Source organism: Aeromonas sp. D3, assembly GCF_027705025.1.
Taxonomy (GTDB): Bacteria; Pseudomonadota; Gammaproteobacteria; order Enterobacterales; family Aeromonadaceae; genus Aeromonas; species Aeromonas salmonicida.
Genome location: NZ_JAPDBE010000016.1, coordinates 52736 through 70605, shown reverse-complemented (window position 1 = coordinate 70605; position 17870 = coordinate 52736). Strand labels below are relative to the sequence as shown.

The 17870-nt window shown below is 57.3% G+C and carries 11 protein-coding genes; 3 read left to right on the top strand and 8 right to left on the bottom strand.

All coding sequences use genetic code 11. From position 1 onward, the window contains the following. The first annotated feature begins 236 nt into the window (after positions 1–236). Complete coding sequence (locus OKC28_RS11405; RefSeq protein ID WP_058394505.1) at positions 237–674, top strand: YcgN family cysteine cluster protein; 438 nt, start codon at positions 237–239, stop codon at positions 672–674. A gap of 402 nt (positions 675–1076) precedes the next feature. Here OKC28_RS11405 and pflB read toward each other — a convergent pair whose 3' ends face one another. From pflB to ycaO, 3 genes are all read right to left on the bottom strand, one after another. Beyond that, complete coding sequence (gene pflB, locus OKC28_RS11400; RefSeq protein ID WP_005310911.1) at positions 1077–3359, bottom strand: formate C-acetyltransferase; 2283 nt, start codon at positions 3357–3359, stop codon at positions 1077–1079. A gap of 45 nt (positions 3360–3404) precedes the next feature. After that, a complete protein-coding gene (gene focA / locus OKC28_RS11395; protein ID WP_005310913.1) occupies positions 3405–4253 on the bottom strand; it encodes a formate transporter FocA in 849 nt (282 codons plus the stop codon). Between the two features lie 381 nt (positions 4254–4634). Then, the gene (ycaO, locus tag OKC28_RS11390; RefSeq protein ID WP_256688230.1) at positions 4635–6395 is read right to left on the bottom strand and encodes a 30S ribosomal protein S12 methylthiotransferase accessory factor YcaO; all 1761 of its coding nucleotides are present in this window, start codon (positions 6393–6395) and stop codon (positions 4635–4637) included. Positions 6396–6759: 364 nt separating this feature from the next. On the opposite strand from ycaO, the gene asd reads away from it, so the two are divergent. Both asd and OKC28_RS11380 read left to right on the top strand, forming a co-directional pair. Next, the gene (asd, locus tag OKC28_RS11385; RefSeq protein ID WP_125602200.1) at positions 6760–7875 is read left to right on the top strand and encodes an aspartate-semialdehyde dehydrogenase; all 1116 of its coding nucleotides are present in this window, start codon (positions 6760–6762) and stop codon (positions 7873–7875) included. A 625-nt stretch (positions 7876–8500) separates the two neighbouring features. Next, complete coding sequence (locus OKC28_RS11380; RefSeq protein ID WP_155602908.1) at positions 8501–11281, top strand: M16 family metallopeptidase; 2781 nt, start codon at positions 8501–8503, stop codon at positions 11279–11281. Between the two features lie 139 nt (positions 11282–11420). Here OKC28_RS11380 and OKC28_RS11375 read toward each other — a convergent pair whose 3' ends face one another. The 5 genes from OKC28_RS11375 to OKC28_RS11355 form a co-directional block, all read right to left on the bottom strand. Continuing rightward, positions 11421–12584 (bottom strand): trans-sulfuration enzyme family protein, encoded by a 1164-nt coding sequence (locus tag OKC28_RS11375; RefSeq protein WP_059114274.1) that lies wholly within the window; start codon positions 12582–12584, stop codon positions 11421–11423. Positions 12585–12680: 96 nt separating this feature from the next. Beyond that, positions 12681–13751 (bottom strand): isopenicillin N synthase family dioxygenase, encoded by a 1071-nt coding sequence (locus OKC28_RS11370; RefSeq protein ID WP_155602906.1) that lies wholly within the window; start codon positions 13749–13751, stop codon positions 12681–12683. Between the two features lie 421 nt (positions 13752–14172). Then, a complete protein-coding gene (locus OKC28_RS11365) occupies positions 14173–15138 on the bottom strand; it encodes a universal stress protein (RefSeq protein ID WP_021140852.1) in 966 nt (321 codons plus the stop codon). A 76-nt stretch (positions 15139–15214) separates the two neighbouring features. Continuing rightward, on the bottom strand, positions 15215–16912 hold the full coding sequence (locus OKC28_RS11360; RefSeq protein ID WP_155602905.1) for a cation:proton antiporter: 1698 nt from the start codon (positions 16910–16912) through the stop codon (positions 15215–15217). Between the two features lie 268 nt (positions 16913–17180). After that, on the bottom strand, positions 17181–17825 hold the full coding sequence (locus tag OKC28_RS11355) for an NAD(P)-dependent oxidoreductase (RefSeq protein ID WP_059113378.1): 645 nt from the start codon (positions 17823–17825) through the stop codon (positions 17181–17183). Between the last annotated feature and the right edge of the window lie 45 nt (positions 17826–17870).

Below are 17870 nucleotides of genomic sequence, written 5' to 3'. Positions count from 1 at the left end.
ATAGAAAAATGCCGCCCAATGGGCGGCATTTTTTATGGCTGATAAACGTTAGGCTTCACTTCATTTCACTTCGAACTAACCTACATTATTTTCTGCTTTGTAGGTTGTGGCTGAACCTGCGAAGCCCAACGCTTACCGCAGACCGTTGCCAACCTTGAAAAATCGGGCCATAAGGCGTATAACCACGCGCTTTACTGGTCTATTTAGCGAGCCCCTCCATGCAGCAAGTCGAGAAAATGCAGCCAACTCCTTTTTGGCAGGAAAAGACCCTGCAGCAGATGACCATGACGGAGTGGGAGTCCCTGTGCGATGGCTGCGGCAAGTGCTGCCTGAACAAGCTTATTGACGAGGACACCGACGAACTGGTGTTCACCAACGTCGCCTGCGATCTGCTCAATACCAAGACCTGCCAGTGTTCCGATTACGGCAACCGCTTCCAGAAAGAGCCTGATTGCCTGCAGATCACATTCGACAAGATTGCCGAGTATGACTGGCTGCCCTCGACCTGTGCCTACCGGTTGCTGGCCGAGGGGCAGACCCTGCCCGAATGGCATCCGCTGATCACCGGCAGTCGCTCCGCCATGCATCAGGCGGGACAGTCTGTGCGCGGCAAGGTGATACACGAAGCCCATGCCGGTGAGTGGATCGATCACATCATCACCTGGGCGAGTTGAACCCAGGTCAGCCAAGCCGTTATCCGGTCCACAGTGCTGTTGATATGCCGTAGGGGCAGGGGAGTCATACTCTTCTGCCCCTGCTGCTATCTGGCGGCTTGCCGCAAGCGATACACAGGCTTTGCCTCACCCTGGTCCTCCCTTGCGGGAGAGGGAACCGAGTGCGCTGTGCCTGTGCTCTGGTGGCCAGTCGATGGCGCTCGTTGCGGCTTTTCGCTTCACAGAAAAGAGGGAAGAGACGGGCAGTAGGGTGAGGGGAGAATCCATCCCAGTCACTTCCGGGTGAAGGGGGAGGGATGTCAGATCCCTTTCGAGTGGATGCCTGCTGGCAAGCAGGGATAAAAAAACCGGCGCCTGGGCGCCGGTTTTTAGTCACTGCGACTCTTGCTTACCAATAAGCGATTACAGAGAAGCGGTGAAGGTACGGGTAATGACGTCTTGCTGTTGCTCTTTGGTCAAAGAGTTGAAGCGAACGGCATAACCGGATACGCGGATGGTCAACTGCGGATATTTCTCCGGGTTTTCCATGGCGTCCAGCAGCATTTCACGGTTCATCACGTTCACGTTCAGGTGCTGACCACCTTCCAGATTGGACTCGTGATGGAAGTAACCGTCCATCAGGCCAGCCAGGTTGGCTTTCTGGGATTCCATGTCTTTACCCAGGGCGTTCGGCACGATGGAGAAGGTATAGGAGATACCATCTTTGGCGTAAGCGAACGGCAGCTTGGCAACGGACGTCAGGGAAGCAACGGCACCCTTCTGATCACGACCGTGCATCGGGTTGGCACCCGGGCCAAACGGCGCGCCTGAGCGACGACCATCCGGGGTGTTACCGGTCTTCTTGCCATACACGACGTTGGAGGTGATGGTCAGTACGGACTGGGTCGCCACGGCGCCACGGTAGGTGTTCAGCTTCTGAATTTTCTTCATGAAGCGTTCAACCAGGTCACAGGCGATGTCATCGACGCGAGCGTCGTTGTTACCGAACTGCGGGTATTCGCCGTCGATTTCGAAGTCGATGGCAACGCCATCTTCGTCACGAACCGGCTTGACCTTGGCATACTTGATGGCAGACAGGGAGTCAGCCGCAACAGACAGACCGGCGATGCCGCAAGCCATGGTGCGATAGACATCACGGTCGTGCAGCGCCATCAGGGAGGCTTCGTAGCTGTACTTGTCGTGCATGTAGTGGATGATGTTCAGGGCAGCCACGTACTGCTTGGCCAGCCAGTCCATGAAGTGATCCAGACGATCCATCACGTCGTTGTAGTCGAGGTACTCGCTCTTGACCATTTCGGTCTTGGGACCGATCTGGATTTTGAGTTTCTCGTCCATACCGCCGTTGATTGCATACAGCATGGTCTTGGCCAGGTTGGCACGGGCACCGAAGAACTGCATCTGTTTGCCGACGATCATCGGGGACACGCAGCAAGCGATGGCGTAGTCATCGTTGTTGAAGTCCGGACGCATCAGATCGTCGTTCTCGTACTGAACGGAAGAGGTCTCGATAGATACCTTGGCGCAGTACTTCTTGAACCCGATTGGCAGCTGCTCGGACCACAGTATGGTCAGGTTCGGCTCAGGAGACGGGCCCATGGTGTACAGGGTGTTCAGCATACGGAAGCTGTTCTTGGTGACCAGGGTACGGCCATCAACGCCCATACCAGCCAGGGTCTCGGTTGCCCACATGGGGTCGCCGGAGAACAGTGAATCGTATTCAGGAGTACGCAGGAAGCGAACCATACGCAGCTTCATGACCATGTGGTCCATCAGCTCCTGGGCTTCTTGCTCGGTGAGCACGCCTTTTTTCAGGTCACGTTCGATGTAGACGTCCAGGAAGCTGGAGGTACGACCGAAGGACATGGCGGCACCGTTCTGGGACTTGACTGCCGCCAGGTAGGCGAAGTAGGTCCACTGTACGGCTTCTTTGGCGTTCTTGGCCGGTACTGAGATATCGCAGCCGTATTTGGCAGCCATGACCTTCATCTGTGCCAGGGCACGGTGCTGCTCGGAGATCTCTTCGCGCAGACGGATGGTGGCTTCCAGGTTGACGCCGTTTTCCAGATCAGCTTGCAGGGACTTGAACTGGGCCAGTTTGTCGGCCATCAGGAAGTCGATGCCGTACAGGGCAACACGACGGTAGTCACCGATGATACGGCCACGACCGTAGGCATCCGGCAGACCGGTGATGACGCCGGACTTGCGGCAGTTCAGGATGTCCTTGGTGTAAACGTCGAACACGCCCTGGTTGTGAGTCTTGCGGTACTCGGTGAAGATCTTCTCGACCATGGGGTCAAGTTGACGACCGTACACTTCGCAAGAGGTCTTGACCATCTTGATACCGCCGTTGGCGATGATGGCGCGCTTGAGCGGCTTGTCGGTCTGCAGACCTACAATTTGCTCCAGGCTCTGATCGATATAGCCGGCATCGTGAGCGGTAATGGTGGAGGGCAGGTCGGTATCAAAATCGACCGGCGCATGGGTGCGGTTCTCGATCTTGATGCCTTCCATGACCTTGTCCCACAGCTTGGTGGTAGCTTCGGTCGCGCCAGCCAGGAAGGACTCGTCACCTTCATACGGGGTGTAGTTCTTCTGGATGAAGTCACGGGTGTTGACAGAAGTCTGCCATTCACCGGCCGCGAAGCCTTCCCATGCTTTTTGGAACTGTTCGTTAAGTTCTGCCATTTTCATTACCTCACACGGTATTGATGTAGTATCCCGCAATCATCCTTAATGATGACGACGGAAGATAAACCAGTAAGTCAGACCAACCATGACGCCACCACCAATGATATTACCTATGGTGACAGGAATGAGGTTGTGTAGGACGAAGTTGGATACGGTCAGATCGGCAAAGGTCGCCGGATCCTGGCCGATGGCCTGCCAAAATTCCGGGCCTGCGACGCTATGGATAGCGATACCGACCGGGATCATAAACATGTTTGCGATGCTGTGCTCGAAACCGGATGCCACGAACATGGCCACCGGGAGCAGCATGACCATCACCTTGTCGGTTGCACTGCGGGCACCGAAGGCCATCCACACGGCGAGACACACCATGAGGTTGCAGAGAATACCGAGGGCGAGGGCCTCGAAGAAGGTGTGGTGGATCTTGTGCTGGGCCACTTTCAGGGCATTGAGGCCCCATTGACCATTTGCCGCCGTGTACTCGGCCGACATTATGATTAGCGCGACTATGATGAGACCGCCGATGAGGTTGCCGAAGTAGACCAGCCCCCAGTTCTTGAGCAGTTGACCCCAGGTGATGCGGTTGGCAGCCTTGGCCACCAGCGTCAGGGTCGTGGAGGTGAACAGCTCGGCGCCGAGCAGCACACACAGAATAAGACCGAGGGAGAAACAGAGGCCACCGACCAGTTTGCTGAGGCCCCAGGCCACATCGCCGGCACCCGTAGTGACAGTGATGAAAAAGACAAACGCGATGGCGATGAAAGCGCCTGCTGTGATGGCCAGGGGGATGACCTTGTGTGCAGGCTTGGTAGCCTTGGCATAGGTGATGTCTTCTGCCAATGCTGCGATGGCTTCTGGCTTGAGACAATCAAAGGGAGATTCTGCTTTCAATTCTCATGTACCTGCTGTTTTGCCTGTGGAAATCATAACAAAGGGCCAGATCGTCAAAATTGACTCCGATCAAGAATTGCAGATTGTGAATGTAATTTTACTACAAATATTTGAGTCCTCTGGAAGCCGTTCTTTACACCAGGTTTCAGCTGAAACAGAAATGGTGCTTTTTTAATGCAATGATTTTAAAGAATTTCTTTGTCAAGCCATAAAACAGGCACTGGCAAGGCATCTTTGCATCCGTTCCGCATCATGCCCCCTTGGCTGCCAATCCCCTTAGGGGTATTTTTTGTTTTTTATTTCATCTTTGAATAACAATCCCCTAGCCAGGGCGCCATATAACAGAAGGGGCCATCAAGGCCCCTTCAACAGACTATCACATCAGGCCCAGCTATGGGCTCGTTTGGCTTTTTGCAGTTTATCGTAAGCGGCCAGCAGCTTCTGGTGCAGCGGGAACTGGGCGAGCGACAGATCCGCCGCCTCCAGTCCGTGGAAGCGCGCTTCACCGCGGGCGTTGGCCCAGGCATGGGCCAGGGTCTCTTCCCCGTACATGCGGGTAAAGACGGCGCGGTACTGCTCAGGATCACGCTCCTCGTCGATGAACAGCTCGACACAGGCGCGCAGCGCACGGTAATAGTTGGCGCGATCCGCCGGGAACACGGACTGGTTGAACTCCATGGTCCAGTCGATGAGATCCAGCGCCGTCTCCAGCTCGCCGGCGGCCAGCGCCAGCATGGCTTTGAGCTCGCCCACCCGCAGAGTGTGCAGGGCTGTGCCCTTGGCGGCGGCGATGCCGAGCAGCTCGCGCACCCGGGTACGCTCGTCATGCCCTTCTTCGTCCAGTTGATCGAACAACGCCATGTACTGATCGCTTTCCCACTCCAGGGACGGCAGCGCCAGGATCACTTCCCGCAGGTTGGCACCCATGTTGTTGTTGGCAAGCAGCAAGTCTTCGGCCGGATAGATGTCGGACATGCCGGGCACCAGAATACGGCAGGCGTAGACGCCCAGATGCTCATAGTCGGCGATGTAGACCGGCTGCTCCAGCTCGTGGAAGATGCCGATCAGGTGGTCGAACTCCTCCTGGGAGGTGCCGCGGAAATCCCAGTCAGCAAACTCGAAGTCCGTATCCTGCTTGAACAGATCCCAGCTGATGAGGCCGGAGGAGTCGATGAAGTGGGTTTCCAGATTATGGTGATCCGCCACCTGCTCATTGTCGAATGACGGCGGCACGAACACGTCCAGATCCTTCAAACCACGGCCTTGCAGCAGCTCGGTGACGGTACGCTCGAAGGCCACTTCGAAGCGCGGGTGGGCGCCGAAGGAGGCAAAGCAGGTGCCGTTGCTCGGGTTGAGCAGCACCACGCAGATGACCGGATAACGGCCGCCCAGGGAGGCATCGAAGCTGTAGATGGGGAAGCCTTCGGCCTCGAGTGCGGCGATGGAGGCGGCAATCCCCGGATAACGGGCAATTACCTCGTCCGGGATCAGTGGCAGGCTCAGGGCCTCGGCGATGATCTTGTTCTTCACGTGGCGCTCGAACACTTCGGAGAGTGCCTGAGTGCGCGCTTCGGTGCGGGTGTTGCCGGCGCTCATGCCGTTGGAGACATAGAGGTTGCCGATGATGTTCATCGGGATATAGACGGTCTCGTGGTCAGACTGGCGCTCGAAGGGCAGGGCGACGATGCCGCGTTCTTCGTTGTTCGACTGCAGATCCACCAGCATGTCGGCGGTCACTTCACCGTCCGGGTTGTAGAACTTGCGGGTGAAGGGGTCGAGCAGACCGGCCGGAAACTGGTCACCCTCGATGGGGAACCACTTCTCGTTCGGGTAGTGAACGAAATCACCGTTCGCCACCTGCTCGCCCAGATAGAAGTCGGCGAAGAAGTAGTTGGTGGAGAGGCGTTCGAAATATTCGCCAAGGGCGGAGGCGAGAGCCGCCTTCTTGCTGGCACCCTTGCCGTTGGTGAAACAGAGGGCGCACTCCTTGTCCCGGATGTGCACGGACCAGACGTTGGGCACAGGGTTGAGCCAGGAGGCCTCTTCAATATCAAACCCCAGGGCTTGCAGCTTGGTCTGGAAACGGTCGATGGAGTCTTCCAGTGCCGCGTCCTTGCCGGGAATAAAAGTGTGGTCGGTCATCACAATATCCTGATTTTTATTGGCTCATGTTTGGCCGCAGATAATAGCAGGGGTCAGCCCGTTTGGCAGGCAAAAAACAGGATTGGCACCCGGGAGCCCCTGTGTTGATCCCGCGCCAACCTTGCGCAAGACGCTGGGGGATACCCGCTTGGCGGCCAAGGCTACGGCGGGCTGGCGGATATTGCAGCGAACGGCACAGAATATTGCGCAATTCGACTTGCACCCGCCGTCACAATCCGTAATGTGGACAGACGCATTTTTCGCAACACGTATTTTGTAATCTACTTGTGAACGGCCCGCGTCGGACAAGGGGTTACGGGTTTCAATACACAGTTTCTATAACAGCTATCCAGGGTAGGACATTATGAAAAAAGTAGGTTTGGTCGGTTGGCGTGGCATGGTGGGCTCGGTATTGATGAGCCGGATGCAGGAAGAGAAGGATTTTGCCCGTATTCAACCCACCTTCTTCACCACCTCCCAGGCCGGTGAGGCCGCCCCCAACTTCGGCGTGGATGCCGGTACCTTGCAGGATGCCTTCGATATCGCGGCGCTGGCCAAGCAGGATATCATCATCACGGCGCAAGGCGGCGACTACACCAAGGATGTCTATCCCCGCCTGAAGGCCGCTGGCTGGCAAGGTTACTGGATTGACGCCGCCTCCTCCCTGCGGATGGAAAAAGACGCCGTCATCATACTGGATCCGGTCAACGGCGACGTTATCGAACAGGCGCTGGACAAGGGGCTCAAGACCTTCGTCGGCGGCAACTGCACCGTCAGTCTGATGCTGCTGGCCCTGGGTGGCCTGTTCAAGGCCGATCTGGTGGAGTGGGTCAGTGTGGCGACCTATCAGGCTGCATCGGGCGGTGGCGCGCGTCACATGCGCGAGCTGGTCACCCAGATGGGCCTGCTGCGCGACGAAGTGGCGGTGGAGCTGGCGGATCCCGCGTCTGCCATCCTCGACATAGAGCGCAAGATCACCGAGAAGACCCGCTCCGGCACCTTGCCGGTGGACAACTTCGGCGTACCGCTGGCCGGTGGCCTCATCCCCTGGATTGACACCAAGCTCGACAACGGCCAGAGCCGCGAAGAGTGGAAGGGCCAGGCCGAGACCAACAAGATCCTGGGGATCGAAGATGCCGCCATTCCGGTGGATGGTCTGTGCGTGCGGATCGGTGCCCTGCGTTGCCACAGCCAGGCCTTTACCATCAAACTCAAAAAAGACGTGCCGCTGGCGGAGATCGAAGCCCTGCTGGCTGCCCACAACGACTGGGTGAAAGTGATCCCCAACGATCGCGATATCACCGCACGCGAGCTGACTCCGGCGGCCGTTACTGGCACCCTCAGCATTCCGGTGGGTCGTCTGCGCAAGCTCAACATGGGCCCGGAATACCTGGCCGCCTTCACCGTGGGTGACCAGCTGCTGTGGGGCGCCGCCGAGCCCCTGCGCCGCATGCTCAACATACTGCTAGCACGTGGCTGAAGTTGATAGACAATGGATAATGAAAGGACAGGGGGCTCAGGCCCCCTGTTTTTTTGCTTCTTTTTATATCGATGCTGTGTGCCAGCCAGGGCTATGTCGGCTGTGTTGCCCTTTGTATTGACACCGATAGCTTCGTTATTAAGTGAACGGGTGGCATCACTTCGCAACCCATTATTTTTCTCTGGCTCAATAGCCATGTTTCACTATTTTTCATGCAGTATCCGTTCACGGCCTGAGTTGCCGAAAGCAGGGATGATTCATCTTTATTTGAAATAATGGACGGGCTGGCCGCTATTAAGCTACGGCCCTTGTCATCTTATGGTTTGTTACAAATGAGGGCGCCCGCGGGATATCCCTCAAGACTCCGATTGATTACACTGGCGGCCTTGGCCCCTCGTGCCCGCCTGTATGCCGATATGTCACCACGAAACTATGCATCCATGTGGCATCCATGTGGCTGTCAGTGAGGCGAGGGCGTGCTGATCAGGCACCATGGCCAGATATCCCTGCGGATAAGCAGATAAATAGCGGCGCAGCTGGCGACTGATATGAATATGAAAAATATGAAATAAGTGCAACAACAGAAAACAATAATAATGTTCAGGCTTGAGAATTGGGACATAACATGAGAGTCGTGTGGAGTGTATTGTATTTCTTCAGTGTTGTTGCCCTGGCAGGCCCAGTGCTGGTCAAGGAGCAGAAAAAGGGCAGCAATCCGCTGATCGTCCCTTATCAGCAATATCGGCTGGATAATGGCCTGACGGTGATCCTGACGCCGGATCACTCCGATCCTCTGGTCTATGTAGAGATGAATTATCGGGTCGGGTTGGCCGAAGAGGCGCCGGGTCAGTCCGGTATGGCCCACCTCTTTGAACACATGATGTTCCAGGGCTCGGCCCACGTGGGGAAGCTGGGGCATACCCGTCTGTTGCAACAGGTGGGGGGGCGTGGCATCAACGGGCTGACGACGCGGGATCAGACCCGCTATTACCAGACGGTGCCGGCCAACCAGTTGGAAAAAGTGCTCTGGCTGGAGTCGGATCGGATGGGCTTCCTGCTCGATAACCTCTATCAGCAGAAGTTTGATGCCAAGCGTGACGTCGCCAAAAACGAGCGCGCCGAGTTTGTCGACGGGCCAGCCTATGGTCGGGTGCCGGAGGTGCTGAATCGGACCCTCTATCCACCCAATCACCCCTACTTCAATACGCCATTCGGGCGAGTCGAGGATCTGGATCGTCTCACTCTGGAGGATGTTCGCCAGTTCTTCCTGCGCTGGTATGGCCCCAACAACGCCACTCTGGTGATAGGTGGCGATATCCAGCCGGCGCAAACCCTGGCCTGGGTCGAACGGTATTTCGGCACCCTGCCTGCAGGCCCCAAGCTGTCCCGTTCAGTGACCCCGCCTGTTGCCCTGAAAAAGAGCCGCTACCGTACCCTGGTTGATCAGGTCGCTGAGCCCATGCTGGTGCTGGCCTATCCCACCGTCTCTGCCCGGGAACCCGGTTTTGAAGCCCTGGACCTGCTGGCCGATCAATTGGGTGGCTCAGCCAGTGGCGTGCTGCAACAGCAGCTGCAACAAAGTGGCAAGCTGGTGTCTGTCTTTGCCAACCATGAGTGCGGTGTGCTCGCCTGCATGCTGGTGATCAGGGCGATCCCCAATCTGGCGCAGGGGGCGGAGCTTGGGCCCATCAAGAACGAAATAGACAATGTCATCGCCCGTTTTGCTCGGGATGGGGCCTCCAAAGCCCAGATCGACCACTCGGCCAATGCCTTGCGTGCCGATCTCATCTGGTCGCTCGACAGCGTGGCCGGCAAGGCCGAGCAGTTGAGTACCGGGCATAGCCTGTTTCAGGATCCCAATTATTTTCATCGCTATCTCGAGCGAATAGCCAGGGTAACCCCCGCCGATCTGCAGCGGGTGCTGCAACGTTATGTACTGCAAAAACCCAGGGTGGTGCTGAGCGTAGTGCCCGGGGATCACCTCGAATGGCAGGCAGATCCTGCCAATTTTGTCGAGCCGCCCCCCTTGCCACCGACCTTGTCCCACACCCGGCTGGCCCCTCGTCTTGTCGAAGAAACTCTCGACAGGCGCAAGATGCCCGCAAGTGGCGGGGCTCTGGCGGTGCCCATACCGACCCTGTGGCAAGCCAGCCTGGGGGATAGGGTCTCACTGCTCGGTCACTACAGCGACGAGGTGCCGGCCTTTGCCATGAGCATACACTGGCCCGGCGGACGCAGGGCCGAGCCGGATGGCAAGGCCGGACTGGCGGAGCTGACAGCCGGCATGCTCTTCCAGGGCAGCGAGCGTTGGCAGCTTGCCTCCATTGAGGAGCGAGTGCGTCAGTTGGGCGCCAGACTCAGTTTTGGTCATGACGGTAGCCACAGCACTGTCTGGATACAGGGCGTGACCTCCCACTTTGATGAGACGCTGGCCCTGGTGCGGGAGCTGCTGCTTCAGCCCGCCTTGCGCCCGACGGACTTCCAGCGCATCAAGCTCGAGACCCGGCAATGGCTGAAACAACAGGCAAGGGATCCGCAGTGGCAGGCCGACCAGCAGTTTTATGCGCTGATCGACGGGCTGGCCAGGGTGCCGGATCCGCAGGCCCAGTGGCAGACGCTGACCCTGGATGACGTGCGAGCCTTCTATCACTCCGTGTATCGCAGCGGTGAGGCCCGGGTCGTAGTGAGCGGCGATCTGGCGCAGGAGAAGGTGATGAGTGCACTCTCTTTTCTGGTTGAGCCAGAGGGGCAGTCGCCCACTCTGCAGCCTCTCGGGTTTACCGGCCAGCAGGCCAGACGCGCCATCTATCTGGTGGACAATCCCGGTGCCAGCCAGAGCCTTGTTCGCATGGGCCGTCGTGCCATGGCGAGCGATGCGGTTGGCGAGCAGTTTCTGGCCCGGTTGATGAATGCTTCTTTGACGGATCGTCTTCATATTCGGCTGCGGGAAGAGCTGGGGTATACCTATGGCATCCACCCCTCATTCAATGGCAACAGCAAGGCGGGTCATTTCTTGCTGGAGAGCAGTGTGCGTACCGACGTCACCCGGGCCGCCTTGCAGCAGATCTTGCAGGAGCTCGATAAATACCAGCGGCAGGGCCCCACCCGGCTGGAGGTGAGAACCCTGCGTGAAGGTGTGCTCAACCGCCAGGCGCTGGATTACGAGACACTGCCCCAGGAGGTGGATTACATGTTGCCCATCTTGCTGGATAAATGGCCGCAAAATTACGTGGAGCAGCGAGTGCAGGCGGTCAGCCAGCTGTCGGCGTTGACTCTGAGAGACCTTGCCCGGCGCTGGCTCGATCCCGATGACATGGTGATAGTGGTCGTGGGGGATGCCAAGAGACTGGCCCCTGAACTGGCGACCTTGGGCTGGCCGGTACAACGGGTGGCGCTCGGTTTCTGACATCGACGGTTGGCTCGCCACGCCATCACCTCGTGCCGGCAGGTCAGGCAGCCATAAAAGAGCCCGCCCCATCACAGCGATGGGGCGGGCTCTTTGTACGTCAGATTGTCTGTCAGCCGTAAAGGTTAGCCTTTGTCCGTCAGACGAGGGACAGCGCCGCCGCCAGATCGGCGATCAGATCGTCGGCGTCCTCCACGCCGATGCTGAAGCGGATGAGATCGTCATTCACTCCGGCGGCGAGACGGCTCGCTTCGTCCATGGCGGCGTGGGTGGTGCTGGCCGGATGGCAGGCCAGGCTCTCGAGATCGCCGAGGCTGACCGCCTGCACGAACAGTTGCAGGTTGTCGAGCAGGGTGGCGCAGCGCGCAAAGCCCCCTTCAAGCTCTATGCTCACCATGCCGCCAAAGCCGCTGGCGAAGGCGCCGAGGGCATCGTGGCCCGGGTGGCTGACGAGGCCCGGGTAGATCACCTTCTTCACCGCCGGGTGAGCGGCCAGGAAGTCGGCCACTTTCTGCGCGTTGTGCAGGTGGGCATCCATGCGCAGGGGCAGGGTCTTGACCCCGCGCTGCAGCAGGTAAGCCTCCTGCGGGCCTATGGGGGAGCCGATGTGCTTGAGCGCCACTGTGCGGATGGATTTCATCAGCGCGTGGGAGCCGGCCACTACCCCGGCGATGATGTCGCCGTGGCCGCCCAGATATTTGGTACCGCTGTGCATCACTATGTCGATGCCAAGCTCGAGCGGGCGCAGCAGATAGGGGGTGAGGAAGGTGTTGTCACACACGCTGATGGCACCCACCTTGCGGGCCGCTTCCACTACCACTCGTGGATCCACCACCTTGAGGGTGGGGTTGGTCAGGGTTTCGAACAGTACCACCTTGGTGGCGGGACGAATGTTGGCCAGCAGATCCTGATCGCTCTCATAGGCGGTGACCTTGATGCCGGCGCGGCTGAAAGTCTGCTTGAGAAACGCATCTGTGCCGCCGTAGAGCGGACCTATGTAGGCCACCTCATCGCCGCTGTCGGCCAGGGCATACATGATGGCGCTCACCGCCGCCATGCCGCTTGCCACCACCAACGCCTCGTCGGCGCCCTCCAGCGCAGCCAGTTTTTGCTCCAGCTCGGCTGTGGTGGGATTGCCAAAGCGGCTGTAGATGAAGCCGGGGGCCTGACCTGCGAAACGCTCCTTGCCCGCCTGGGCATTGAAGTAGCTGAAGGTGCTGCTCTGGTAAAGCGGTGTGGTGAGGGCGCCGGTCTGGGGATCGATCCGTTGGCCGCTGTGCACGCTCATTGTCTTGAATTTCATTCTATTACTCCGTCATTGCCAGGCTGTGGCTTAACTGCTTGTGTCATCCGGGTGGCGGGACGCCACGGCGTCCCCCGTTTAATAGGTATGGCAGAGTCAGGCTGGCTGCGGTTCGCGCCGCTCGCTGCTTGTCGTCTGCCCGCTTGCCATCTGTTCGTTGGCTGACGCCGGGTCGGCGGTATAGTGGCGCGCCGCCACGTCGGGGTGGGAGCGCAACCGTCCTTTCAGCACGTTTTCCCCCACCTGATAGAAGAGTGGGTTGGCGGGGTCGCTCTCGGGGCCTTGCGCCTGCGCCGCCAGACTCGGCGACAGGGTCAGCAGCGGCACAGTGGCATCGAGCCGCGCTGCCATAAAGAAGGCGCAGGAGAGGCGCGATACCCCCGGCGGCGGGCTCACCACCCTGTGCAGGGTGGCCTTGAGGTAGCCGTTGGAGGCCAGCTCCAGCAACTCGCCGATGTTGACCACCAGGGCCCCCGGCAGGGGGGGGGCCGGGATCCAGCCTGCCGCCGTCTCCACTTCGAGTCCGGAGTGATCGTCCTGCATCACCAGGGTCAGGTAGCCGGGATCCTTGTGGGCGCCCACTCCCTGGCTGCTGCTGCCTGCTTCGCGCCCCGGATAGTGGATGAGCTTCATGTGCTGGTAGGGCTTGCCGCGAATGCTGGCATCGAACACGCCTTGCGGCTGCGCCAGCACCTCGGCGAAGGCGCCGAGCAGGGTGAGGGTGATGTCGCTCAGCCGTTCCTGCCAGGCCAGCAGCTGCGTTTTCATCTCGGGCAGGGCGGCGGGCCACTGGTTGGGGCCTATCAGTCGCTGCCAGGGGGCATGGATCTCGTCTTTTGCCAGCGCAGGTGCCTCATTCATGATGTCGAACTGCTCGCGCCGGTCCGGCCGCTGGCGGGTGAGTTCGGCGCCCACCTGGTTGTAACCGCGAAAATGGGGGGAGTGTACCATCTGCACTGCCCGTTTTTCCTGCTCCGGCAGGGCGAAGAAGCGGGCCGCCAGCGCCAGGGTCTCTTTCTGCTGAGTCTCGCTCAGGCCATGGCCTGTCAGATAGAAAAAGCCGATGTCGCGGGCCGCCCGGCCAAGCTTGGCCAGCATCTGGCGACGAGTCGCGGGGTCGCCACCAAGGGCGGCGAGATCGATGATCGGCAGTGGTGAATGTTCCATGTGCACCTCCTCATTTTCTGAGTACCGGGGCATCCCGACGACTCAGTGCAAACATGACAGCGCGGGTCGGTGGTGACACACCGGGCCGACCGGTAAAGATGGCGCCATTTGGATTGAGGGTGATGCTACTGTTCGGCGTTATAAGACGGAAGCAACAAATTATTCTTAGTTATATACAAAAATCGAAATAGAATTCGATGCTAATTCGGGTGGGTGTTTATTGAGCGGCCGAAGGTGAGTGTGCTGTTTGTGTTGTCAGCAGGCTAGGTGCGCCTTTGCCGCCAGGGTAAGAAGTGCAATCAGTCGCCGCCAGAGTAGCCATATGAGGTTGGATAGTAAAAGATGAGGGAGGCTGATGCCTCCCTGCTTGTTATGCGCCAAACCTCGTCTTTCCGACAGTGGTGAACCCTGTCCTCTGTTATCAATTACGCGGCACAGAAAGGGGAGAAACAAACCCTTTCGGCTTTATCGCAAACACAGAACAGTTCAATTGTGACAATACGCTCTCTGCTGTGTTACCGATAATAACGCCAGCAATCCCGGTGCGCGCGACCGTGCCCATGACCACTAAATCAATATTGAGCTTTGCTGCCATTTTAGGTACTTCCCGATCGGGAGAGCCTGGGATGATATAGGTACGAGGAGAAAGAAACTGGAATGAGTCATTTCCTATCCTGGCTTTTAGTTTATCCATGAGTCCCCGCATCTTACCGGTTCTCGTCATGTGTTCTGACTCCAACATGTCTTTTTCCACCTTCTCGGGATTTTCAGCCCAAAGGCTGATAAAGCCAGCTTCAGGGGTTTCATAGCTATTTAGTACATGCAGTGTTGCAAAATCTGAAAGAGACAGTGAACTCGCAAACTCAAGGATTGCTACATTCAATTCATCGTTATGGGTTTGTTCATCGTCATCAAATGCAACAGCCGCGAGGATCTGTTTACATTCTGTGGTGTCACTCCTTTTCACCAACCATACCGGGCAGGGACATTTTCTTAATAAATGCATGTCATCACTACCAAAAAGTCGATCAAGCCAATCGAGCTGATCAGGCTCTTTCATAACCAGATCAAATCCATGAATCTGTACTTGGTGGATTGTTTCGATGTAGCGTTTTCCAGTTAACAGCAGAGTCTTGATGCAGATATTTTTATCAAGAGAGGCTACCAGCTGTGCCAACATGGTTTCCTCTTGCTCAATGAATTTTCGCTGGAGTGTCTGTTCATCGCTGCTAAAGGCCAAAAATGATGAAAAAGAAGGGATTACTTTTAATAATGTCAATTCAGCCTGATTAGTTTTGGCCAGTTCAACAGCTCGTAATAGGGCAGGTTCTGGCGCCTCTTGGCCGTGATTGCTGAGCACGAATGCGATACGTTTGAACAGTTTCATCGTAATCCTCCTGCTGAAATGACCGATTAGTACCACGTGCCAAGGCAAGCGTCAGTCGCGCGTATATTTGCTATTTTCACTCATCTTCCAGCACTGGTTTATAACCACAATCTCTCACATTTTGAATGACCTGGCTAATATCCGCATCAGGGATGTCCAATATTCTCAATGCGGTTTCGCCAAGGTGCAGACTCGCTTCGATAATTTCTGGATAGGCTTGCAGTGCGCCAGCCTCAAGCAGGAGATTGCTGGTTTCAAGGTCTCGGGCTCGCGCTACCACAGGAACCTGCGGACAGGTTCTGCGCAGATAGGCGATGGTCGTCAAAGCGGTTTCGGAGTCGTCAACAGTCACCACTACCAGAGACGCACACTCCACATGTATGGCCGCGAGTAGCTCTGGATCTGAAATATCACCATAGAAGACGGGATGATTGTCTATTTCTCGGCCATGAGCGACGCGTTTGGCATCCCTGTCAAACACCAGAAACGGGATTCCACTTGAATGTAGTAACACAGCTATGGTGTGACCCACACGCCCATAACCACCAATAATGACTTGATTTGGTACTTGCCTTACCAGCAGAAGCGGGTCCGCTTCGCGCTGAGGTGGCGATTTTTTCACCAACTTGCTGACGATATATCCGTTAAAACGAATAAGGATGGCGCCGAGTACCATCGAGACTAGTACTGAGGTAATGGCAATTTGACCCAATCTCATATCGAGCACTCGGGCATCCAGGGCGATAGCAACCAGAGCGAGCCCGAACTCGCCACCTACGCTGAGCAACAAGCCTGTGCGCCAGGCTACATCCGTTTCGGCCTTCACACGGCGCAACATCAGCGCGACAATCACAATCTTGCTGGTCAGGATCAGTAGGGCACCAAGTAGTGCCCATATCCAGATTGAGGAGAGTGATGCGGGATCAAAGCGCATACCGATACCAATGAAAAAGAGGCCCAGCAGGACATCACGAAAAGGCCGTATGCTTGATTCCACTTGATGGCGGAATTCAGTCTCGCCCAGCATCATGCCAGCCAGGAAACCACCAAAGGCCAGGGAAAGACCAAGGCTGTTCGTGGTCCAGGCTGCGAGCAAGGCAACCAGGAGCACTGCAAGGGTAAACATCTCCATGGAGTGCCGCTCGGACACCAGATGAAACAATGGACGTAGTAGCCAGCGGCCAACAATAAACACCAGGACCAAGGCCAACACAGCTTTGGCGAGTGCCCAGCCAAGGGTACCGATCAGTACATCAGCTGTTACTGCACTGCCCAGCACGGGGATAATGACCAGAAAGGGGACGGCGGTGACATCCTGAAACACCGAAATTGCCAACCCAAAGCGACCATGCTGGGAGTTTTCTTCTCTTTGCTCAGTCAACAAGCTGGCCATGATAGTGGTGGAGGATTGTGCAAAGACAGCGCCAAACACAAACGCCGCAGCAACAGAAAGACCAGCCAACCAGCTCACGAGACTGACCAACAAGGTCGTCAATACAACCTGACCGGTACCGAGTCCAAGTACCTGGTGCCGCAGTACGGCTAATTGGGGGAGTGAGTAGTTAAGGCCTATTGCAAACAGAAGAAAGACGACACCAAATTCGGCCAGTGTGGTTAGCTCAGGAACAGAAACCGTATAACCAATGGTATGGGGTCCGAGAATAATACCAACCAATAAATAGCCAAGGCTGGTTGGTATATGCAGCCGTTGAAAGGTGACAACCACGGCTATGGCTACAGCCAACAACAATAGAATTGACCCGAAATGATCCATCACTCGCTCCTTTCCCTGATGCAGATATGATGAATGAGTGGCTACTTTACTGGATTTGAAAGCATCACGAAACCAAGATGTTACATCTTTAACAAGGCGTGTATGCGTGTGTTCTTGCAGTGAAGGGAGTGTATGGCGACAGCAATCATGTCAGGGTGTCTATTGGCAAAAAGGGGCACATATCCTTGGCTAACACATCCAGCCTTGGATATCTGCCCCCGTGGGGTTCAAGCTGACGCTGTTATCTGAATAATACTGCGCGAAGAGGTCAGGCTGTGTAACCCAGAGTAAAGCGCTGGCGCAGGTGGGCCGGTTTTTCCACCTCGTTCAGCACGCCATCGGCCAGATCGCCGACCGTGATCCCGGCAGGCTTGTCACCGCTGAAGAGCACCTGATCGCCACCGAGGTGATAGCCACCGCGCTTCTCGCCGGGTTCGAGGAACACGGGCGGGGAGACGAAACGCCAGTCGAGGGTGGTTTCACGGCGCAGGGCGGTGAGACCGTCGCGGGCCGCCAGGGCGCCCTGTTTCCACTCGGCCGGGAAGTCCGGGGTATCCACCAGCTGTACGCCGGGGGCGATTTCCAGGCTGCCGGCACCACCGACCACCAGCAACCAGCTGTGGGCGGTCACGGCCGCCGCGACTATGGCCTTGGCCCCTTTGAGGTACTGGTCGTAGATGTCCGGTGCGGTCCAGCCCGGGTTGTAGGCGCTGATCACCCGGTCGTGCCCCTTGAGCACCTCGGCCAGTGCCTGTGGGTTTTGGGCATCTACCGCCACGGCGGTGACCTGCGGGTGGGCAGCGACTTTGCTGACATCGCGGACGATGGCTGTGACGTGATGGCCGCGGCTGACGGCTTCATTGAGGATGGCTGTACCGACAAAACCGCTGGCACCGATCAGGGCAATTTTCATGGGTGATTCTCCTTCACTGTTGGAATGGGGCTATCCTACTCCGCC